Origin of the sequence: Thermophagus sp. OGC60D27, from assembly GCF_052400625.1 — a bacterium.
GTDB lineage: Bacteria > Bacteroidota > Bacteroidia > Bacteroidales > Marinilabiliaceae > Thermophagus.
This window is the reverse complement of record NZ_JBQTGH010000010.1, coordinates 32,336-56,391: the sequence shown is the minus strand read 5'-3', so window position 1 is coordinate 56,391 and position 24,056 is coordinate 32,336. Positions and strand designations below refer to the sequence as shown.

Genomic DNA, 24,056 nt, shown 5'->3' with positions numbered 1-24,056 from the left:
ATGACCTCCCTGTTATTTTAAAACACATAAAATGAATTAATAACTTTGGAGTGGAGCTCCACCAAAAAACTCAGGGAAGGACACTTGAACCTCTCCTTCTACGCCCATCTCAAACACAAGAAAGATATCCCTATTCCCTTTTGCTCCTCTTATGAAGGTTTCCGCACGTCCACGGTTTACCTGATTACTGAACTCATCCAATAAAATAGTACCAGCAAGTTTTCCATCAGGACTATCAAGGCGAATTTCAACTTTCCCCTCAGAAATAGTGTTCAAAACATTTAATCCAAAATAATAATATCCGGTACCTAAAGGCACATTTTTAAATTCACAAATCCCGTTTTCAGAAACATTTATTATTTTATTTTGAATGGAAACCCCATCGGAAGTATTTACCTGACCATTCAAGAGCTCAATCGCATAAGGTTGTACAATTTTTACAGGCTCAACCCCCGAAAGCGTTTGTTGTACAGGAACCACATTCCCCTTGTCATCATACTCCAGCAAGTCTATGCAGACAGATCTCTGTGTCCATGTTCCCGGGCCCTGAAATGAATCCTGACGCCAGGAGGAAAGAGCCGAAGTATGGTAAAATAAATATTCATTGCCATGAAACTCAACTATTCCTCCATGGTTGGACTGAAAGACGCGCCAGGGAACAAATTCTTTTCCCGGGTATTTGGGCCCTTCGTTCACATTCACGCCCAATTCATAATTCATAACCCCCCCGTATTTGAAGGGCCCTAACGGATTATCACTGACACCATAATCCAGTGTGGATTTCATTCTTTCTGGATCATCAGGGTTTTCCGGATCAATAGGCTTTCCATAATGAGCATGATAGGATACATAATATTTATTGTCACGCTTATGCATCCAAATGGCCTCCATAAAATCTTCATCATCAACGTCCATATGAATGGGCTTCCCGTCCAGTTCTTTCATATTGTCCTTCAGCTTTGCTCCCCAGTGATTACCAAAATAAAGATACTTTTCTCCATCATCATCAATAAAAACCGATGGATCAATACCCCGTGTTCCTTCAATTTTTTCATTTATTACAGTGAATCGTTTATCAGGTGAATCACTGACAGCTACTGCAATATAAGATTCCGTTTTTCTCTTCTGCTCATCATACCCGTGCTCAGTAAACAACTTTCTTACAGGAAAGTACAAATAATATTTACCCTCATGGTAAACCATATCAGGAGCCCATAATGCCCAGTCTTCACCTTCAGGCTCTGTTGCGGATCCTAAAACATCCCATACATTTAGAATTTCCCCATGATCCACCCAGTTAACCATATCGGCAGATGAAAATGTATGGTATTTATGCATTGTGGAATAACCGCCCCCATGCTCATGATCAACCGAAGTAACCATCCAAACTCTTCCGTCAGGCATCACATGAGGCGAAGCATCAGCAGTGTACATGTGGGTAATTACAGGATTTCCATAAGGGTAGGGCTCCGTGTTCTGATTTTTCTTTCCCTGTGAAAACCCCACATAAAGGAAAGATAGTAAGAAGATAGCTGAAATAAACTTTTTCATAAATAACACTTTTATTTTATTATTAATTTTTTTGACACAGAATAATCTTCACTTTGAAATCTTACAACATATTGACCTTTAGGCATATTACTCAAATCAATATTCCCGGTGGGATTTTCCACACTCAGTGAATAAATTAAACGTGATGAATAGGAATAAAAAGAGATGGTAAAGTCATCCGTAAAACCAGTCTCAAAAAACAACCTTGTTGAAGCCGGATTGGGATAAATCTTAACAAAGGGCACACAATCTGCTGGCTCTGCTAAAAACTGTTTCTTTACCTTAAGCTGAAAACCATTAAAACGAAAAGCGGCTGGCACTCCACGAGAGTTAATAAACTCGAAATGTATATTTTGAAAGCCTTTTTTTAATTCTAAAGCTATTGCTGAGGTAAAGGAATAGTCCATATCTCCACCGGTAAGAGGAACGTTAATTTCTCCAACCTCCCCATGCTCTGTTTTTACAACAATACTGCAATCAGCCTTTTCGGTCGCAGTACGCGCAGATAAATAATAAGTCCCTGATTCCGGGATATTGATCAGATAAGTAGATTGTCCATGTCCATTTATTATTAAGGACTTGGTTTGGCGCTTTTCCTGATTAGTATCATCCAGGCACTTCTGAAGAAATACTTCATCTATTTTAGAATATCTTTCTGCATTAAAAAAAACTTTCTCTTCGCCGGAGGCTCGCCAAATTACAATCTGATCCTCATTTGAAATTCCATTGCTATAACCAATGACTTTGATTTTATATTTCCCTGCTTCTGAAAAAAAAGAATTGTTTATATTATTAAAAGCTCCACTGAATAATTCAGAAAAAGCAATTTCTTTTGGATGATTTTGATTTCTGCCTGCAATAGTGTTCTTCAAATCTGAAAATCCGGAAACGGAAAAATTAGAAACTTCTGAACAATTCTCATGAGGAAACGCAATCTCTCTTCCATTTACATAAAGTTTTAAACTATCATAAACCTGCATTCCTGCACCACTTTTTTCATTAATGATTACGTCAACAGTCTCATTGAACAGCAGACTTGTCCCTGTCGATGGTTCAGAAATCCTAATCGAGGGACTAAGCGGCAAAGGCTTACCGGCAATTAGGCTTGCCGAGTCAAAAAAAACTTCCTCCTTCGGATTCTCTAATGTAAACTTCAGACAAAGATCTTTTTTCCCTTTAGCACCTATCAGTAAGGCGTACTCCGGACTATTGATTTTCTCAGACTCATTTCCTTTTTCTGAAAGTAAAAGTGTCCCAATCAGTTGCCCATAACAATCATCAAGGAATACTTCTACGCTTCCTAAAGCTTCAGACAAATTCCTCAATCCAAAATAATAGTAACCTGATCCCATCGCAACTCCTTTGAACTTAATCCAACCTTCCTTTTGAGATAGTTGGATAGTCCCGTTTTCCATTAAAACAGAATTGGAGTGGATGACAGAATCAGAATCAAGATCTATCCTGTACGGTTGATTTATTCCGGTAGATTGCACACCTCCTAAGGTTTGCCGGACAGGTAAAAAAACATCATATTGATCTTTAATTATTTCATCAATACAAACAGAGCGCCTAAAATCACCGCCTGCATCTTTAAAACCAAAATCAATCCACGAAGAAAGAGCTGAATTATGGTAAAACAAATATTTTTTTTCATGATAATTCACCACACATCCCTCATTGGAATGATTTAATCTCCAGGGAACAAATGATTTTCCCGGAAGTTGAGGCCCGGTCTTTATATTTGCTCCTAATTCGAAATTCAGAACCCCTCCCTGTCTGTATGGGCCCTGAATGTTATCACTTATCTGATAATATATATTGGATTTCTTTCTAAAAGGATCTTCTATGGATTCGGCATTTAGGTTATGCAAATATTTGGTCTGATAACTCAAATAATAACATCCGTCATACTTAAAAAGCCACGGCATTCCCAGATAATCATCTCCTTCCAAATAAAACCGAAATGGGGCTGAGGCCAGATTGGTCATTGACCGATCTAATAATGCGCACATTTTGTTACCCCATAACAAATAAAACTTTCCGTCACTATCCACAAATACAGAAGGGTGTCCTCCAAAAACATTTTCAATACTTCTCTGTAAGAGTTTAAATCGCTTATCAGGCCTTTTACTATATGCAACACCGATACACTCCTTTTCCACATCTCCTTCCTGAAGAATATACGAAAAGAACAAATAATACATGCCATCACGAAATACTACATCACCGCTACCTAATGTTTTAATCAGGCTCAACGAATCTCCGATAGTATTCAAATCAACGATATTGAAAACTTCTCCATGATCTGTCCAATTTTTAACATCTGAAGACGAATACATCCTGAAACTACCTATTTGCGGTTTTTGAGCATCCGTCTGAGCTTCATCAATAGATGCTAACATCCATAATCTGCCATCTGGAAAAACATGCACTGAAGGGGATGCTGTAAAGCAATTCTGGATGACAGGGTTTTGAAAAGGATACTCAACTTTCTTCTCAAAAACCGGCCCTGACCACGCCTTTACGATGGCAAAAACTAAAACAATAAAAACTGAGTATTTTTTCATTAAATCCGGCAATGGCAAACAAAAATGCTTGCTTCAGGAATATCCCTTAAAGCAAGCATTACAAAAAAATTATTTATTCTACAATCAGCTTCCGGTTTATGATTCCATCCTTCATTTCAATCTTCAAAAGATAAATACCACTTTTTAATGAAGAAACGTTAATTTCACCTTTCCCTGAAATTTGCTGGCCGGAAATCACTTCCAGCCCGCTCAGGGAAAATGCGGAAATCATTGCATCTTCCTTACCATCCAGGTCAACAAAGACAACATCGCTGGCAGGACTGGGATAAACGCTTATGTTCTTTTTCACAACATCATTTACAGATGTGTAATCTCCTGATCGGAAATTTACTTTATCCACATTACATAGATAGCCGGTAATCTCACCGATATGCCAAAAAGTTAGTCGAATAGTATGTGACCCGGCAGGTAAACCTGCCAATTCATTGGATGACCACTCATAGGTTCCCCAACCTCCGGTATTAAGGAGTTCAAGCGTGGCCACATCTGCCCCATCCACAGAAACAGTAATTCTGGTACCAGCCTGGAAACCTGAGGTAAGTGCAGAAACTGTATAATTTCCAAGTGCAGGAATATCCACATTCTCATATTCAGCCCAGGTAATAGTACCGTCATAGTTTCCATCAGCATCTACTGCTTTTATTCCGTCAAGTTCAGTTCCGGCATTACTCACTTTAATGTTACCGTTTAAGGTGGTAGCATTTTCTGCTTCGATCTCAAAATCCTGGCCTGACGCAGAATAGGACAATCCCATTAAACACATTCCAAATAAAACTGTAAAAATTCTCATAACTAAAGATTTAAATTAAACATATTAATAAACTGCAGCTTCAGATCGTCTGAGAAGTTCATTGTGTATTCGTTCAGACCAATCTTCGAACAACTTTTTATTTCTTTTTTCTATTTCAGGATAATTTTTACCGTTAGACAAAAGATGATTCAGAGTGACTCCCCATTGTCCCAATAAAACCCAATAGGTAGCAGCATCAGAATGATCAACCGAACCATGAACAAATTTGCCTTCAACGAAAAGCTTGCCGAGATGACTTTCTTTGAATGGATTATAATATTGTTCTCCTTTGGGACTTCCACTCACGATCCCATGCTGTCCGATGGCTCCACATTCATAATACTCGATAAATCCGTTTAATGCCATCCGTTTCAAATAAGCACAAGCCGCTGCATCCTCACGGCAATTGGCAACATCTTCAGGATGTTCCGCAGTGCCCTGATGGAGAGGCGAGTTTGTCCAGTGAGCTATGAATCGCACATTATACAAGAGTTCTTCCTGACCACTATCAATGCAGTGTTTTACCAAAATGGCTGGTTCAGTCAATGAACCCCAACATAATACGTTTAGGACATCTCCCCCGGCCTTAACTTCCGCCAGCAATTCTTCCACTGTATTATATTCATCCAATGAGCTATAATCTTTATCGGGATCAAAACGTTCTCCACGCTCTTTTATGCAAGATTGCATAACGTTAAAAGTCTCCGGAAAACCTCCGATATTTTGATTAAGTTGAGGAAGATCTTTCTTGTAAGCACTTACCATTACAGCATTAAACCAGTCTTTCTGGTTGGGGGTATCCTTATGGGCATCACGGTGAGTACTGGCAACAACGATCCCTTTTGTTTCAAACATATTGCTTAGAAGAAAATAGCCGGCCATGGCCGAAACATCATCGGGATCATTGATTGTACCCATGTGGTTGAATCCCTCAAGAGTCGGATCAGAAATATCTGAAATTATCCAAACTTTTTCTTTTTGAGCTTCAGCACTATTTGAAAACACCAAAAGCAGTAATAAAAATCCAATCCAATATTTCATGACAACAGTATTTAGGTTTTAAGTAAAATTAGAATTCACATGACCGGATTTTTAAGACATTCCATATCATGCTTTCTTTATGTCTATCTTAGGATCGGGTTGCAGGAAACGCACAATCGTTAAACAATTGTTTACCGAAAGTAACATCTAAAAACAGCTTCTAATTTGTTCTTATGTGCAAGTCTTTAATCGTATCATACACCCCCCCCGGTTTTCCCCATTTAAACTGTCCTCTAATAGAACTTTCTCTTATGTCAATTAAGAAATTATCCACCACGATGAAACAAACCATCCAAATAAAAACCTCATTTGAAACATTCAAAAGGCTGAATGAAGATCGGATTTATCTGCTGTTAAATTTGGACAGGATTTCTGTAAAACTTCATTCATTTTGCACCTCAACACTCTGTTCTGTGCTGTATCGCATTTTCAAAAATAAGGCATTAGCATTCCTCTCATTTGTTTAATCATACATTACCTTAGCGCTGAAATGCCACTGTAATTAAAACGATTGCGCAAACCCAACGAAGACTATAGATGTGGACTGCTAATAAACTTCGTATAATAATCTTCAAAACCAGCGGACTCCAGGTGCGAACTATTAATGCATGAGTGTGGTATAAAAAGGTATATTTTTGTCAAAATCAAGGCGTTTTAAATTTTTGCCTCGGAGTTAACTAATTGTTAATGAGGATGCAAAAATTTAAAACAACGATGAGTTTGGCAAGAAAGATGCTTTTTAGACCGGGCTCATTCATAGAACCTATATTTTGCAAAAGAAGAATGATGGAAAGAAAATATCGTAAGACTCTGGAAAGCTTATTTACGTTCGAACAGAACCAATTTCTAAATTCTTTGATACCTCAGGATAACTCGCCCTTTTTTCCACACAATAAATCAACACCTAAGATCTATCACAATACAAGAAATACATTAGAATGATCCGTTCCCCCAAACTTTAAAATATATTTCCCATGAGGTAAATCAGAAACACCGATCTGGTCATCATCTGCAGCTGCAATTTTTCTTTTAATAAGACGACCATTTAAATCATAGATAAGAATTTCCGTCCCCACACCTACATTGTCAATATTTAGTATCGATGACACCGGATTGGGATAAACTTCTACCATGCTCAACCCGCTTTCCTGTATTGAAACATTGGAAGGAGTAGTACGAAAGGTTTCATTTTCAGATATTATGTCACTTGCGGCATACAGCGGCATCTCAGGGCCACAATTTTCTTCAACACGCAAATACCTCCTCATAACCTTTGAATATAGAGCAAATTCCCCTTCGCCCAGATCAACCCATTTGAATTTAGCCCAATCCGTAATGGCGGGTTCATCAGAATCTCCTCTCAAATCGTCAGGTAATGTATAAATGTATCCATATCTGGTAGGATCAGCTTTCACATAATGCCCGTTTTGAGCTTTAAGCGCTATGTAACCATCTCCTGCATTTTCGACCAGGAAGGTATTCTCCAAATTATCAGAATTAGCACAAAGGGGCGCCAGGCTATAAGGTAATGATTCATCAGACTGGACTACCTGATCTGTCTTTTTCGCAATTATCCGTACACTACGATCATACGGAACATATCCGACATCCGGCTCCGAAATCGGCTCCGGCAGCGAAAAGAAAGTTATTGTTTGAAGCAAAGTTCCATTCATGCCATTACTTGATACTGCGGACTCTGGAACTTTCTCGTTGTAATCAAAAAAATCACCATCATCAATATTTTCCACATGGTTTCCTTCAATAACAAGATTGTCAAAATGAATAAAACGCATGTATGCCTTTTGATTGGTTGCCGGGACAACTTCTGTTTGTAGCAAATTATCGCTACGGGAATGATGCTCTATAACAAAATCTTTAAATGTTTTATCTTGAAAAACACTTATCTGATTGGCATTTTCTACATTTTGATCACTCGAAATCCCTATATTAAATACAACATTCTCAGTCCCTGTAATTTTTACATCTTCCCAATAGCCACCAGAATGCTGTTTCAAGTCCCCTGCCTGCAACCGACTATTAAAAACGCCATGATTATGCCAATAACCAGAATTTCTTTTATCGGCAGGTAAAACCGTCTGGTCGAACACTCTGGCTCCTGCATTGTTTTCATTATTCACTCCCCAGCCAAATTGGAAACTTGGACCATTATGGTATATCCGGGTTGTACAATAATGCATTTCATAATCTTCATGAGTATAAGTAATATCATCATCATTAACAGCAAAAATCCCAATATAGGAAGTTCTGGTATCCCCTTCTTGATATAAACCGCCGGCATAACCAACGTCTTTATGATCAATCAAGCTCCCACTTCCACCATATTTGGTCGAGGTGCCCATCCTACGGCTAATGGAAGAAAGACCTTCGACTATCTGTTCCTGAGATTTATTTCCTTTAAAAAAAATACTTGCTTCCCACGAACCTCCTATACCCCAGGCGTTACCTTCTGCAGGCCTGATTGCAGCCCAGGGAGTTCGTCTGCTCCAGTTATCATCTTCCTGATGCACAAGGAAAAGCTCATCACTATAAACACCTCTCCCCCAAACATGTATGGGCTTTTGCGTGCGATTTAAACAAAAACCTCCGTGAAAATAGGCATCTCCTGGGATGTATACTTCTTCAGCAGTATTGTTTTCTCCATCCCCAAAGAAACGAAGATGATTATCTGGTAGATGAATCCCGGGTCCGACAACAATTAAGCGCCCCTGGTCAAATTCTTTATAGGTATTTTCAGGTGCCGAAGCAGGCGCTGGCTTCACCGGATTAATGAATACCATTAAGGGATGTTCATAAATAAGTGCCCCACGGTTAGGATCCTCCCAGTCTTTTCGATTAAATGTAATCATATAATGACGGGAAAAATCCATTTCATCATTCCCGGCTCCGGGTAATGTTACATCAATGGTACTATTATCAACAAGTGTTTTTGTCAAAGGAGCAGGATGTATTTCAAGTTGATCAAACGTAATGGTTTGACTCAAAGCCCCCTCAAGTAACCTAACACGAACCACTACATCCGTTTGGGCATCAAAATTATTCCAGTGTCTGCTATGCAATGTTCTGGAGGGAACATTTGAATTCGGACCATAATTCCCATAGGCATAAACATCATGACCTCCGGTATGGGCCGGATCATTCTGTGATTTTTGGTCCCTTATTTGAGGACGGACTTCATAGGTAGGGGAATATTTCCATTCCCCTTCGGAAACAGGTCGTACCTCTACCTCAAAAAATGATGAAATCCTTGTAGCTTTCCCTTTTTCAGGTTCTGAAGGACATTGATCCTGGATCATTCCAAAGGTAATCCCATTAATGGTTGTATCTTTGGGATTTCTTATTCCCGGTATTTCAGGGTAAACTTCCAATTCTGAATCACTTCCAACAATTCTTATTACATTTGAATAATCAGACTGCGTTTCAGAGTTGACAGCTTTTATTCTTAAATCAATAGATTCAAGCAATGAAAGATTATCAATTTCACAAGAAGTTAAATTGGCACTAACATTTTTTATTACCTCCCACTCTTCTCCATCCTCTCTGCCCTCAATAATAAAAGAGTCTTCTCCGGTACTATTATCTGTCCAAAACAAAACAATCGATTCTGAATTGCTATCTCCCCGATAAAAATAAAAACCATCAGGAGCATCTAGATTCTGGGAAAAAACGGTAAAGACATTACAATAAATAAAAAAGATAATTGTTAGACTTTTCTTCATAGCTTAAAAAATTACATCATTCTGTTAAGTAATTTATTATGGATTTGATTTTAACATGGGAAATGACACAAGCTATAAATCAATCTCTCCTCAATAAGGAGCATATTTCACAAAATCAAAAACAACCTCCTGGTCAGTTTTCTTCCCGCTAGAGGAGCCATACAATCCTACAAAACTACCCGTAAAGCCTTTGGCAATTTCAGAACTAAGTAATCTCGCATCAATCACCTCCCCAACTCTCTTCAATGAATGGCAATGATCCCCTGCGTAGAATTGAAAATCCCATCCTCTGGCTTCAAGCTTAAGGAAAAGATCTTCACCTGTTTTCACATAAAGGGGATACTCACCAATAACAATTTCCTTACCTTGATCAACAGTAACCAAACGACTGTAATATTGGTCTTCCTCCCCGAATACTTCAAATCGAATATGATTCTTATGAGTAATAAAAGCCATAATCCCGGCCACTTCATTTTCAGCACCTGGGTGAAACTCCATTTTTGTTTCAAAATTAAAATGGTGATGCTGTTGCCTTCTGCCAATAAATGCAAAATTATCGCTTGATGTAGCTGTATTTTCAAGTAATCTCATTCGAAGCTGACCATCTTCCGTTTTCAACCAATCAGTGGAAGCTGGAGTCTTGTAAAAGTTCCAGGCCAAATCAAGCCGGTCACCGTAAAAATCATCCTTCCATGGCCATTTTTGCTGACAATCAGCATTCCATATCAAGTCAGGACGTACATCTTCCATGAGTGTCATATTTCCCTTCTGAGGATTATATACCGGCCAGAAACTTCCATCTGAATATTTCTTCCACTCAACCGGAACGAGAAAAGTTTCCCGACCAAGTTTGTGTTTTCCATCCTGCTTTCGCACTCCTAAATGAACAGACCACCACTCACCATTTTGCGTTTCAACCATATCAGCATGACCGGTAGCACCAATAGGTGAGGACTTATCGCGATGTGTTAAAACAGGGTTATCAGGATGATACTCCCACTGTTCGACAGGTGCTTCCAGACTTTTAGTCCTCAAGAATGAAACCGCATGATTTGCCCAGGTTCCTCCCTCTGCAATCATTAAATAATAATAATCCCCTCTTTTGTAAATATGAGGCCCCTCAGCAAAATTATCAGGACCCACTCCGGATCCATCCGTCACATAAATTCTGTCTCCGGTAAAAGAGGCCTCAAGTCGATCGTTTCTTTCAACCGGGTTTAAATCTACCTTTTGAATCCAAACCCAGTGCTTTATTGATCCGCTTTTATTTCGGTCGTTTGATGCCAACCAACAGGTGCCGTCTTCATCCCAAAATAAGGAAGGATCAATCGCAGAGACCATCTTTTTATCTACATCAAAATAAACTGGTTCAGACCATGGCCCTTTGGGATTATCTGCGGTAACAAAGAAAATAATACCAGGTCGTTCGGTGCATATAATATAATATTTACCATCGTGATACCGGATGGTAGGTGCCCACAAGTTAAAATTCGCACCCAACATTTCCGGACGATCGATGGCATACCCTATTAATTCCCAATTAACAAGATCCGTTGAAGTGTGTATGGGAAGGCCTGGATACCATTCAAAGCTTGAATTAACCAAATAATAATTTTCACCAACGCGGCAAATCGAAGGGTCTGGATGAAATCCGGGAATTACCGGATTTTCAAAAGTTTCCGGCACTTGAGCCGATGCGAAAAGCACCACCCAAAGTGCCGAAATAAAAGAAATAATTTTTCTTTTCATGAAGAATTCTATTTACCCAAATATTCAAACCAATCAAAAGAGGCTTCATTTCTGGAAACTAAACCATTGGATGTGGCGTACATTCCGATATATGGTCCGTTAAAACCACCAACTTTTTCATCAGAAATCATTTCAAGAGGTTGACTATCTCCAATGCGTTTAAGATTTTGAATTGAATTTCCGTATTTAAATATAAGATCTAAACCATTTGTTTCGGCCTGAAGAATAACCTCGTCTTCTTTCCAGTCAACTCGTGCAACTTCATGACTTCCTTGAGCATCCACTCGTTTTAAAATCAGCTCATTCCTTGTTTTAACAATGCATACATAACTCTTGCTGGTTCGATAGATAGCTATCCCTGCTTCTTCATTTTTATTTCGTGCATCAAAATTCACCTTGGTGGTTGCAATAAACTGATGATCTGTAATCCTTCGGCCAATAAAAGAAGGATTCACAAGACTATCCAGGACCTCCGGACGCAATTCAACATCCAATTTTCCATTGTCAAGTGAATACCATTTCTCATTTGGCGTTCGCAGAAAATTCCAATACAAAGCCAATTCATCTGAATTAAAATCATCTAAAGAATAATTCCCTGCTACAGGCGTCCATGGCAAGTCTGGTCTGGTCTGCTCATCAAGCAAACGTCCTATTCCCGGGTTAAAAACAGGAGTGGGAATTCCTTCCTGCTTTTCAAATTTTATGGGTGTTAAAAAAGTTTCCCTACCCAAAAGTGTAAAGCCCTGATACTTTCTTTTCCCAAGCATTACAGCCCACCAATCTCCATTTTGCGTCTGCACAATATCGGTATGTCCGACAGAATGTATAGGATAATCTGTCCCTAAATGACGATGAGTCAGGATAGGATTTGAATGATATGGAATATATGGCCCCAAAACATTATCACTGTGATGGGCTGTCACAGAATGATGAAAGCCCGTTCCTCCTTCTGCTACGAACAAAACATAAGTATTGTCAATCTTATAAATATGAGGCCCCTCGGTCCATCGGGCATTCTTGGCGTGCCCATGGGTAAGTTGTTTTCTTTCTCCTAAGAGCTTTCCGCTTTCAAGATCTATTTGTTGAATCCAGACACCATTTTTATTGGGCCATTCATTCTTTCCCGAAATATTTGCATGTCCCACGTAATAACAAGTGCCATCGTCGTCCCAAAACAAAGACGGATCTATTCCTGGTGAGGATAACCAGACCGGATCCGACCAGGGCCCTTTGGGATCAGTCGCAGTAATATAGAAATTTCGATTGCATCCAACGCAGGTGGTGATAATATAAAAACGCCCGTCATGATACTTAATCGCAGGTGCATATATGCCTCGTGAATCAGGCAACCCTTCGGGCAATTCTACCTGATCCGGCCGTGTCAGACCATAACTGATCAATTCCCAATTTACAAGATCCTTGCTATGATAAATGGGCAAGCCGGGAAACCACTCAAAACTGGAATTGACCAAATAATAATCATCACCTACACGGCAAATACTGGGATCCGGGTGAAAACCGGAAATAACAGGGTTTTCAAATTTTTCCGGCGGAATTTGAGCCACCACGGGGGTAACACAAAAAGCAATAAATAAAAGAAGGAATGAATTATATTTTCTTAATATCATCTTCATAGCGCAATATGTTATTTGAATACAATAATATTATTACTGACCAATTTTTATTTCAACAGAAACAGGATCTGCTATATTGCCGGCAGCATCCTCTGCTTCAAAAATCAATTTGTACTTACCGAATTTTACATCGTATGGAACAGGACTCGTACCAAATGGCAATGGGAACTCCTCCTGAAAAGAAAAAGATTCACCGGAAATCTCAATCGTCACAGGATCTAAACTATACGGCTCATCATAGATACCAGCCTGTTGATCCTGAACCCCGATACCGGAAACCGAACTTTTGAGTTCTTCATTTTCCACATTAACAGCTGATTCCATTTCTCCAACATATTCCAATGAAATCGTGGTGCTTGCAAGGTCATAATTATCAGTAATAGTTCCTTCAACACGAATAGGGTCGATAAAGGCTCGTAATAGTTTACCGGAGGAAGGAGAAGTAATCTGGATGACCGGTTTCTCAGTATCCTTTACTTCCTCTTCACCATCATCACTACCACAACCGCTTATCACTATGGGGAGATACAGCAATATTGATAAAAAAACCAACTGGGAATAAATACTTTTCAATTTCATAACTTCTCAATTTTATTAAATACTCAAACAAATTACTCTTCTTCGGACATGTGAAAAAAACTAACCACCCGACTCATAGTGGCAGCATTGTCCGACAATTCAAATGAACGCTTTTGCAGAACATCAGAAAGTGATGCATTTTTCTGGGTAACACTATTTAAATCGTTCATAGCAATAGATATTTGCTGAATTCCCATACTTTGTTCACTTGCAGCAAAAGCGATCTCCTGAACAAGACCGGTAGTTTCTTCAATATCTGGGATCAAAGCATTAAGTTGATCATTTGTCAATGATGCTTCCTTTAACGTTTGTTTAATAGAAGATTCAATCAAGGCTGCTGCATCTTTACTCCTTTCTGCGAGTTTTCGCACTTCTGTTGCCACAACTCCGAACCCGCGTCCATAATCACCAGCCCGGGCGGCTTCTACGGAGGCATTTAACGAAAGAATATTCGTCTGCCTGGCTATATCATTAATCAATGCAATTTTTTCATTCATTCCCTGCATTGTTTCCATAACCTTCCCATATGCTTCTGTGCTACGCCTTATTTCTTTCAGGAGCAATTTTGATTTAACCTCAGTATTGGAAGCATTCTCTTTACTCTGATTAATATTACTTTCTATCTCTTCTATTACAGAACTTATTTCCTCTGAATTTGAGGCCATTTGAGAAGAATTGGAAGATAAGTTTTCTGATTCTGACTTGAGGGCAACAGATTGTTCAATAACAGCATCTGACTCTCTGTTTAGGTCTTTTGCGAACATATTAAGCCGTGAAGCCATTTGATGAATTGACGACATCATCTGCCCAATTTCATCTCCGTATTTCAAAACCTTATTGGATAAACCAAGATTTAATTCTCCCTCTGATATCTTATGCGTGTAATCCTTTACTGTTTTTATGGGCTTCAATATATAGGACACAACAAGAATGATGATCAAAAAAATAACCAAAAGACCGGGTACTCCGACCAATAAGGATGCCTGAACCATTGAAGAAGCCTCTTTCTCAACATCGGATAAGGGAACACCCACACCTCCCCACCAGGATTCACTGGTACCTATTTTAAAAGTGGAAAAAAAGATTTGGTAAGGTTCTCCGTTTATCGGGTATCGAAGAGAAAAATTTTGCTTTTGCTCCAGGGCTTTTTTAACAACCTCGCGTTCCATTGCACCGGGAAATACCTTATCAAATGATTTTCCTACATTTTCAAAACTGGAATGACCGGCAATAGTTCCGTCATTGGACAAAAGCATAGAAACATAATCTGTCCGGGCCGAGTTTTTCAACATTGAATTCAATTCATCCAGAGATACATCGATTCCAAAAACTCCGATTCCCTGTCCCTGAAGGAAAACAGAGGTAGTCAATCTTGTAACTAAACGATTATCCTCATTAAAAAATGGATTGGACAATTGCTCTGTTCTCTTATTTAAATGATTAACAAAAAGAGAATCCTTATATCCGCCTGTTCCTTGAATCAGGTTTATTTGCCGTACATGATTGCTGGTATCTCGCAAATAATAATAAGTATCACGACCGGGATTACCCTTTCCCCAGTCATCATTCAGATATTGCTTTTCTATGGACAAATAGGTCCCGGCATATCGGGGTTGAGAATAAACCAGTCTTTTGATCTGGGTGTTGAAAAATGAGAAACCGGGATTACCCAATTCACCCCATTCAGCAACCAGTCTTGCCATAGTCCGCGCAGTACCCATATCAATACTTAATACAGATCTCATACTGTTGGAAAATCTGAATGATTCAGAATTACTCAACTGAAGAACCGCCGCCTCTGCATTGGATCGTGTTTGTCGTATTATGATGTAAACAATTGAAGAATACACAATGCCAATTCCCACAAAAAGCAAAACGGGAATTTTTATTTTTAAAGGAAGATTTCGAATCCACCCTACCAGTTTTGAAGACCTCATACTACATTTTTTTCAGTTCATTTTTGTCTTCCTGTTTTCCTTGTTGACGTTTGCATCAATATCATCAAAGGGTGTCCAATACCCAATGTTATGGTGTCAGCATAATTCTTTAGAATAGGTTCTCTTAGCCAACACACCACTACTCCCTCGTTAGTAATAAATTACCTGTTCCTCATGAGTTGGCCCCTCAATGATTATTTTTCCGTCAATAATCTCAAACGGATCAATTACCAGTCCCGGCTGTTGATTCTCCCCCTTGAGGATACCATGACAGGAGATCCATCGCCTTCCATCCGGTCCTGTAAACACTTCATTGTGTCCGACAGCCTGCCAGGGACTATCAGGATCTCCCGAATATACAGACCCAAATCTTTTGCATGCAGCTTTACTTTGAGCTCCATAGATAGGATTTCCTTCAAATTTAGACCATGGCCCCAAGGGATGTTTGGCTGTGGCATAGCCAATTTCATAGCCTCTTGACCAGGATGAATAAAACATATAATAGGTATCCTTCTCTTTAATAACATAAGCCCCTTCTATGCCTACATGATCCCAGTCACCGGCAGCACTATCCCCAACAGTAAAACAAATTTCAGGAGTCCCGATAATTTCCATTTTTTCAAGATTTAGCTCTCCTCCTTTAATTTCTCCACTTCCATTATTAAATGCATAGATTTTACCGTTATCATCTTCAAAAAAGGTAAGATCATTACCATTCATCAAGGGTTTCCCGTCTTTCAAGACCTTGTACTCTCCAAGAATGCTATCCGACACGGCAACAAATCCCTTCAGGTGTTTACTGGGAGAACAATCATAGGTCTCATTAAGACTATTGAATAGGAGATAGTATTTGCCCCGTAATTTATGAATCTCAGGTGCCCAAAAGCGATCCAGGTACCATCCGCAGGAATCTAGTTCAGAACGGTCAATCAGCAACTTCTCAAACTCCCACCCGGTAATGGAATCGGATGAATATATTTTGATACCCGGAGACTTCCCTTCTCTTGGCCAGAAAGGAGCGGATGTGCCCATCAAATAAAACTTCCCATCATCATCCTGAAAGATCTGAGCATCCCGGATACCTGTCTGGAGACCTTCGTGAATAGGATTTTGGTATCCAAAGACTGTTTTAGGTTCAGAACAACCACTAATTGTCAGCACTATTACTAATAACAGGATTAATTCGCGCATTTCATTTAAAATTTAAAATTCAACAAATTCCAGCACTCCGGATTTTTCTATTAACTTCTTTTTCAAATCATCATATTTTGGGAATTTGGCAAGATTATACCATTCGTTGGGATCTTCCTGATGGTTATAGAGTTCTTCACTACCATCCTTGTAATGAATATACCGCCAATCGGCATCCCTGATAGCGAAATTCCCGGGATCTCCAAACCACGTGTTAGCCGTGTATGGCCATGCTGAATTTGGATTTTCCAACAAGGGTCTTAATGTATGACCATGTAAATCGCCTTTCACAGGCAGATTACACAAATCATTTAATGTTGGATAGAGATCTATCAAATTAACCGGTGCTTTACATTCTCCCACCGACATTTCCGGAACATGAATCATGAGAGAAGTTTTCGTGGCTCTTTCCCAAAGGGTAAATTTTGTCCAGTGTTTCTTCTCTCCCAAATGCCAGCCATGATCCCCGGAAAGAACAACAATCGTATTATCAGCATAATCCGATTTTTCAAGTGCATCCAAAAGCATTCCTATACAATAATCTGCATAAGAAATACTGGCAAGATAGGCCCTCACGGCTTCTTTCCATTTTCCCTGTCTTACCAAAGCATCCTGCACATGTGGTTTAATAAACCCCTTGGCAATTTCCGGAATATCATCCAGGTCATCTTGAAAAACTTTTGGCAATTGGACTTCGTCAAGGGGATACATGTCGATAAATTCCTGAGGCACGAACCATGGTAAGTGAGGCCTGAATATCCCGCAAGCTGCAAAAAAAGGCTTTTCATGGTTTTTCCCGAGAAAATCTGAGATGTATCTTGTTAACTGATAATCATGAGTCTCTTCTAACTCTTCGGGACATGCTCCCCATACAAAATGTTTACCAAAGAAATCATCTCCAGGAAGTTTTATCTTTGGTTCCGGGAAAGGTTTCGGGGATCTGGTTCCTACATGACCCACCCATTCTTCGTCCCACGACTGCGAATCACTCAACTCAGCGGGCTTCTCTCCGGCTCCCCTGGGATGATGAAACACCTTTCCGGCTGCAATACTGTGGTAACCATTCGCACTGAAGTATTGAGGAAGTGTTACAGCATCTTCTGTTTCACCATTTTTCCTGAAATTTTGTGCATTGGTATATACTCCTGTCTTAAAAGGATAATACCCGGTCAAAGTAGATGCCCGTGATGCATTACATAATGGAGACGGACAATGGGCATTGGTAAAGACAACAGATTTCTTTGCCAGACGATCAATGTTAGGAGTGATTGCCTGAGGATGTCCTTCCAGTACACTATTCCAATCGTTTAAATCATCAGAATAGATGTAAAGAACATTCATCCGCTCTTTTTCAGGCTTACTCTCCACACATCCACAAAAGAGCAATGGAATCAATAAAAAACAGTATATAGTATTGAACCCTGTTCGCATGCTTTTCAATTTTATCTTTAGTATTAAAGTTTATTTTGAGTATGTCCATAAACAAAGCATAGTTTGTTTAGCTTTGTGCCTGATCCAAAAGTGCAAATTACAGTCAGCATCCTTCGGAATAAGTACTTGGGTGCCAAGCATTATACTACAAGTTGTACTTTATGAACAGGACTATTTAATCATCAGCTTCTCAGTCACCATACCATCAGGTGTTTCAACTTCGACCAGATAAATCCCGGGCTTCAGGTCGGCAACCATCAACTCAACCTGATCTGAATTCCATCTTTCCAGGGAACGAATAAGTTGCCCGTTCATATTCAAAAGTTTAATAAATATTTGACCTTTCATTTCCGGGAAAGAAACAGTCACTTTTTCACTGGAAGGATTTGGAAACAATTCAAAGGAAGAAGCCGTAATTTCATCCCCTGTAGAGGTGGGATAGTCAAAATAATCAGCACCTGAAGCAAACTCAATTTCAATGGAATGATCTCCGGAAATTTCGGATAACAGAATATACTGTAGTCTTCCTTTTGATTCTCCATCAATTTTCACATCTTTTATTTTATTTCCGTTGTCGGGGATAATATTAACAACCTGATCCTTCCCACCAAGGCAGGTTATTTCTCCATTTTCTCCAAAAGGCGTGAATGTGCCTCCGGCGTTGGCAGTAACACTTATTGTATATAAATTCCCTTCTGAATTAAAAGTAATATTCCGAACATATTTCTCCTGATCAACATTATCACCATTGGATCCTTCAAGATCAAAATCGAAATAATCTTTATGATTATCCCAGGTAACCAAAACTCCGGCAACAATAAGATTGGTAAAAGTCCATCCTTCAATCCAGTTTTGATCCCGGCCTCTCATAATCTGTTTTGTCAGCGTACCGTTCTCTGTTTGAAATGGATATTCAACTGTAATATTCTTAAATAGAAAATTCTTCAGAAATCCGAATTCTCCATCTTCTCTTATTGCACTATTGACAAGATAGTTTGTCTTATCCTCGATCGTAAGATTTTCGAGCACATTATCCTGTAACTTAATTCCGCCAACTGCTTTTGAGCCACAAAGGATACCGGTATTCTCTTTATTAGGCCAGGGAGTTGACCATTCTGCATTGATGTAATAATTGTTTCTGTATTCGGCATAACCGGTTCCCAGGTTATTCCATCCCATCATCCCTGAGGCACCATTGTTCATGGGCCAGAAAATGGAGTTTTTCACTTCGTGAGGATCCCTGGCGTAATCATAGTCATCACTTGTTTTTATAAAAATCCCGTCAACAACACTTCCACCTGAAGGCCTGACACCATCATTATTCGAAGCCCAACCGATGATTTTAATATTTTTGATATAGGTATCACTACCTGATGGAATGGTATGATGCGTCGGGTTTTCAATCACGATTCCCTCAATGTGAGCATCGTCTGTTCCCAATAGATTAAGATAAGCCTCCTTTTTCCCCTCAGAATCTCTAAACCAATGCCAGGCAAATTTTCTTCCGGTGATTATTCCACGTCCATAAAGCCAGATACCATTGTTCCGGTTAGAAATAACGGCTCCGTTTACTACAGCTCCGCCTTCAATATAAACCCGCTGGTTCTCTTTTAATGGCATTTGCCCTATCTGCCCGGGAACACTATTGAACCGCTCATCCAGATTGTATTCTTTACCGCCTTCAAAATAAATTACAGAAGCAGACTCCAGATTTGCCGAATTTGAATAAACAACTGTGGAGTTACTGCTCTTTGAAGGAGCATTCGTTTCAGGTTTATCCGCGAAAACTACTAATCCATTCTTAATATTGTCCCCACCAGACCTGTCATCATCATAATTCTCCGGCATCACAAATTCAACACTTAAATAAAGAGGCACCTCCGGCTTGTGTTCCAACAAAAACTTGACGGTTTCACCATCGAAATAAATGGGATTAATTCCCAATCCCTTTGGCGAAATTTCAACTCGCGAAGCAGCACTTCCAAACTTTTTAGTGACCTCAACAATCACCTGACCGGAAAAAGCAAACTGCACAAAAGACATGGTTCGGTCATTCAGGTAAGCTGTAACCCCACTCCCTTCATTGGGATAATTGGGATCCACATTCTGATTAGGTTTGGACAAATGCGTAAACACATCTTCAGTTACAGCTCCCTGACGCACTTTCACACTATAATAAGGTGATTCTTCAATTGTCTCCGGCCAATCATAATTTATTAATTCCTGACTTAACCCATTTGAAACAAATAAAGCAATGGCTAATACCGTAAAAACGATTTTTTTGGTAAACGTTGCATTCATATTTTTCAATTTTTAATAGACAATAATTAATTAGATGAGCACTTATTCAATTGTATTTCAGCTTCATCTTCATTGACTTTGAAATCCAGTAATTCTATTTCATCAATACATCTTGATTTGTGAAAGATGTCCTCAAAAACAATTTTTTTAACCAATGCTCCTTTACTTTTAAAAATATAGTTAGAAGCTCGCCAATCCCCGTCAATATGAATATTCTGAAAAGTCAGTTTTTTTAAACTACCACCACTTACATCCAAGCCGAAAACCAATTGAACATCATTTTCGATATAAATATTCTTAAAAACAATATTGGAAATATGGGCACCGTCATTATCCTTTAAGTTAAAAACGGCGGTATTACATGGTATTTTGGGAGTCTTTGGATCATCATTTACAATATAGATATCGGATATTTCTGAGTTGGTGGCTTGCCCGTATTGGTTCCATCCAAGCTGAAAGGCCGCCCCATTAATTTGTTTATAGATTACAAGATCTTTAGCAACTTGATGATCCCGGTAAATCTTCACGATATCATCATTGACTTTAAAAAAGCAATCCACAACGGAAGAATGATGTCCGCCACCCCATCCATCGGTCTGATGCCACCAACCAAACATTTTTAAATTACGGGCATGTACTTCTCCTCTGGACAGAACAACGAAATGGGGGGGATTGGTAAAGGTCAATCCTTCTACCTTTTGATTTCCTGAATCATTGCCTTCAAGCATAATAAGATTATAGGGAATGCCTTCCGTTCCTCCTATCCGTTCCTTGCCAACTCCTGTTATGATACCTCGCCCACGGATGGTAACATTCGATGCCTCTCCTTTAAAACTTCCAATTACAACAGATCCTCCAGGAATGTAGTAAGTCTTATTATCCAAAAGTGGTAATTGATAGCCCATGTAATCCTTACCGGTTTCCTCTCCATAAGAATGGATGCCCTTCTCAAAATAAATCACCTGGTTCTTCGGGTCTTTTATTAAACCAATTACCTGAGAGGCACTCATGGATGTTTTAACCACTCCCACTCCGGGAGCATTAATTTTCGGAATTTTTGTTTCCGGACCATCAGCGAAAAGGAATAATGGATGATCATCCATTCCTTCCATTTTAACATAGAACTTCCCGGGTTTACCCAAAGAAATAACCATTTCTTTATTATCACGTGTAAGATGGTGTTCTACCTGTTTACGTTTAGGGTAAACCTCATACATCCCTATCGAAGACCCGTCTTTTTTACGAATCTTAATTTCTACTTTCCCGGAAAAAGAAAAAGTCGAAAAGTGATTCCATTCAGTCATCAGCCGCCTCTGCCCATGGTCGAATGTATTAAAGTCGGCCATTACAAAAGCTTTTGAACCCTCCCCGTTTTGAGTCACAGTGACATCATAAACGTCAGATCGGATCAATTTCCCCAACCTGCTGGTTGATGCGATAGTGTCAGGATAGTCATAAACCCAAACCTGTGAAAAAGATGAAAGTGAAACCAACAATAGGAGCAGTATTGCAAAAAACCTCATAATTAAAAACTTTACCTTCAGTGATATTCATAACCAGGGTTACATCATTAAAACATGTTTCAGTAACCTTTAAAATGTAAAAATATATTTCACCGGACTGAGCTTTTTGTCTTTTTGTACTCATTGTTGCCGCCTAAGTACAGAACAATGGTAAAAACCTTGTATTCAACCAACAATCATCACCTGAAACCAACTAATCACGGAAAGAAATATCGTTCCCGGAAAGAAAATCTCAATACAAAATTTGTATTGAGGCATTTTCAAATCAACGCTTACCTGAAAAATCATAAAAAAAGGTTGCCCTCAAAAGAGCAACCTACGTAATTTTAAGCCTTGATCATTTTCTATAAAACAACCATTAAAAACATAATTGTAACTTATATCTTTAAATATCAACCAAATTAAACTCACTTTTTTAAATCGTAAAAACAAGCTTATTACGAAATTAACACCTTAACACAAAAAGTCCTTCTTGTGCTCAAAACAAACTTATCGTTTACGAGGCGATGTAATGGCAGGTGGATAAGTGTTTAAGATATTTTCAAGTTCTGCTACAATCGCTGAATTATCGGCTGCTATATTTTTAGTTTCCAATGGATCATTTTCATAATCATAAAGTTCGTAAAGCACTTCAGCATCTTTGTCTTTCAGGCTGGTCCATCTTACCATCCTGTATCGACTGGTTCTGATGGCCTCTCCCAAATGCCGCCATTTGATATAAGCATGGTAGGCATGATCTTTTAATTTGGTTTCACCATCCTTCAAAACCGGCACAAGACTGACTCCGTCAACAGGCTGCACCACATCAGGTTTCTCCAATCCAGCAAGTTCTGCCAAAGTGGGATAAATATCAACGGTTTCTGCAATTTGCATTGTTTCACTGCCAGGTTTTGTTACTCCGGGAGCAACCAAAAGCAATGGAATCCGGTTGGCTTGCTCATAATTGGTATGCTTTGTCCATGTACCATGATCGCCAAGATGCCAACCATGATCTCCCCACAATACAATAATGGTGTTTTTATCCATGTCGAGCCGTTTAAGTTCATCAATTACACGCCCCACCTGGGCATCTGTATAACTTACACCGGCGTAATACCCATGAATGAGCTTCCGCTTCAGCGAGTCGGCATAAATACCATTACTCTTTTGAGGAACCGGCTTAAATTGAGTGATTTCACCATTTCGTTTTCCGGCCAGACGGGGAGCATCTTCAGGAAATTCCTCATACTGAGGCATAGGCAATTCTTCCGGGTTATACAAATCCCAATATTTTTTCGGAACCGAAAAAGGAAGATGTGGACGGGCAAATCCTACAGCCATGAAAAATGGTTGGTCGGCTTTCTTTTTTAGTTTCCGCAAACGGTCTATGGCATGAGTTGCCACACGCCCATCGGCATAAGCATCGTCCAGCACATCCGGACTTTCCCAGGCAGCTCCTCTTGGCAGCTCCTTGTTCGAAGGCGTATCTTCAATGTACATCCTGGTATTTTGGAAATAAGCTTCTTCCCTGGTTAATTCCCGGTTCGTACTTTCAGGTAAAACATATTCAATTACCTTGTCTTTATGATGAGGAATACTCCATGATGCCTCATCATTGGTATTGCCATGACCTATGTGAAAAACCTTTCCCATCGATTCGGCATGATAACCGGCACGCTTAAAGTATTGTGGAAGCGTAACAGCATCAGGATAAGCATCTCTTAATTCCTTGCCAAAATGGACCAACCCGGTACTCGTTGAACGGGAACCGAGCATCAAATTGTACCTTGATGCAACACAAACAGCCTGGTTACAATATGCATTATTAAAACGCATACCCATATCTGCCAGTTTATCGATATTAGGACTAACAGCAATTTCATCACCATAAGTACCAAGGGTGGGTTTTAAATCATCTACTAAAATAAATAAAACATTGGGCTTTTCCGATTGCGCAAAACCACCTGATAGTATAAAAAATACTAAACCAATTATTGTAATAATTTTCAACTTCATACATTTAAA

14 protein-coding genes are annotated in these 24,056 nt (G+C 39.3%); all 14 read right to left on the bottom strand.

Annotated features, from left to right (window positions below; genetic code table 11):
• Nucleotides 1–36: 36 nt before the first annotated feature.
• The 14 genes from ACT29H_RS12950 to ACT29H_RS12885 all read right to left on the bottom strand — a co-directional run bounded on the left by ACT29H_RS12950 (nt 37) and on the right by ACT29H_RS12885 (nt 24,047).
• Complete coding sequence (locus tag ACT29H_RS12950) at nt 37–1,551, bottom strand: family 43 glycosylhydrolase (protein WP_444822061.1); 1,515 nt, start codon at nt 1,549–1,551, stop codon at nt 37–39.
• Between the two features lie 11 nt (nt 1,552–1,562).
• Nucleotides 1,563–4,118, bottom strand: coding sequence for a family 43 glycosylhydrolase (locus tag ACT29H_RS12945; RefSeq protein WP_444822060.1), 2,556 nt, complete (start codon nt 4,116–4,118; stop codon nt 1,563–1,565).
• Nucleotides 4,119–4,191: 73 nt separating this feature from the next.
• On the bottom strand, nt 4,192–4,929 hold the full coding sequence (locus ACT29H_RS12940) for a T9SS type A sorting domain-containing protein (RefSeq protein WP_444822059.1): 738 nt from the start codon (nt 4,927–4,929) through the stop codon (nt 4,192–4,194).
• 24 nt (nt 4,930–4,953) lie between these two features.
• Nucleotides 4,954–5,970: a nucleoside hydrolase-like domain-containing protein gene (locus tag ACT29H_RS12935; protein WP_444822058.1), complete on the bottom strand. Its 1,017-nt coding sequence runs from the start codon at nt 5,968–5,970 to the stop codon at nt 4,954–4,956.
• A 914-nt stretch (nt 5,971–6,884) separates the two neighbouring features.
• Nucleotides 6,885–9,707: a T9SS type A sorting domain-containing protein gene (locus ACT29H_RS12930; protein ID WP_444822057.1), complete on the bottom strand. Its 2,823-nt coding sequence runs from the start codon at nt 9,705–9,707 to the stop codon at nt 6,885–6,887.
• A 90-nt stretch (nt 9,708–9,797) separates the two neighbouring features.
• A complete protein-coding gene (locus ACT29H_RS12925; RefSeq protein ID WP_444822056.1) occupies nt 9,798–11,456 on the bottom strand; it encodes a glycoside hydrolase family 43 protein in 1,659 nt (552 codons plus the stop codon).
• Between the two features lie 8 nt (nt 11,457–11,464).
• Entirely contained in the window at nt 11,465–13,090 is a 1,626-nt protein-coding gene (locus ACT29H_RS12920; protein WP_444822055.1) for a glycoside hydrolase family 43 protein, read from the bottom strand.
• Nucleotides 13,091–13,123: 33 nt separating this feature from the next.
• The gene (locus ACT29H_RS12915; RefSeq protein WP_444822054.1) at nt 13,124–13,669 is read right to left on the bottom strand and encodes a DUF4625 domain-containing protein; all 546 of its coding nucleotides are present in this window, start codon (nt 13,667–13,669) and stop codon (nt 13,124–13,126) included.
• Between the two features lie 32 nt (nt 13,670–13,701).
• Nucleotides 13,702–15,606, bottom strand: a complete 1,905-nt coding sequence (locus ACT29H_RS12910; protein ID WP_444822053.1) for a methyl-accepting chemotaxis protein — start codon at nt 15,604–15,606, stop codon at nt 13,702–13,704.
• A 150-nt stretch (nt 15,607–15,756) separates the two neighbouring features.
• Entirely contained in the window at nt 15,757–16,797 is a 1,041-nt protein-coding gene (locus tag ACT29H_RS12905; protein WP_444822052.1) for a glycoside hydrolase family 43 protein, read from the bottom strand.
• 12 nt (nt 16,798–16,809) lie between these two features.
• Nucleotides 16,810–18,228, bottom strand: a complete 1,419-nt coding sequence (locus tag ACT29H_RS12900) for a sulfatase (RefSeq protein ID WP_444822051.1) — start codon at nt 18,226–18,228, stop codon at nt 16,810–16,812.
• Nucleotides 18,229–18,399: 171 nt separating this feature from the next.
• Nucleotides 18,400–20,529, bottom strand: coding sequence for a T9SS type A sorting domain-containing protein (locus ACT29H_RS12895; protein ID WP_444822050.1), 2,130 nt, complete (start codon nt 20,527–20,529; stop codon nt 18,400–18,402).
• Between the two features lie 26 nt (nt 20,530–20,555).
• Entirely contained in the window at nt 20,556–22,052 is a 1,497-nt protein-coding gene (locus ACT29H_RS12890) for a hypothetical protein (RefSeq protein WP_444822049.1), read from the bottom strand.
• 489 nt (nt 22,053–22,541) lie between these two features.
• Nucleotides 22,542–24,047 (bottom strand): sulfatase, encoded by a 1,506-nt coding sequence (locus tag ACT29H_RS12885; RefSeq protein ID WP_444822048.1) that lies wholly within the window; start codon nt 24,045–24,047, stop codon nt 22,542–22,544.
• Between the last annotated feature and the right edge of the window lie 9 nt (nt 24,048–24,056).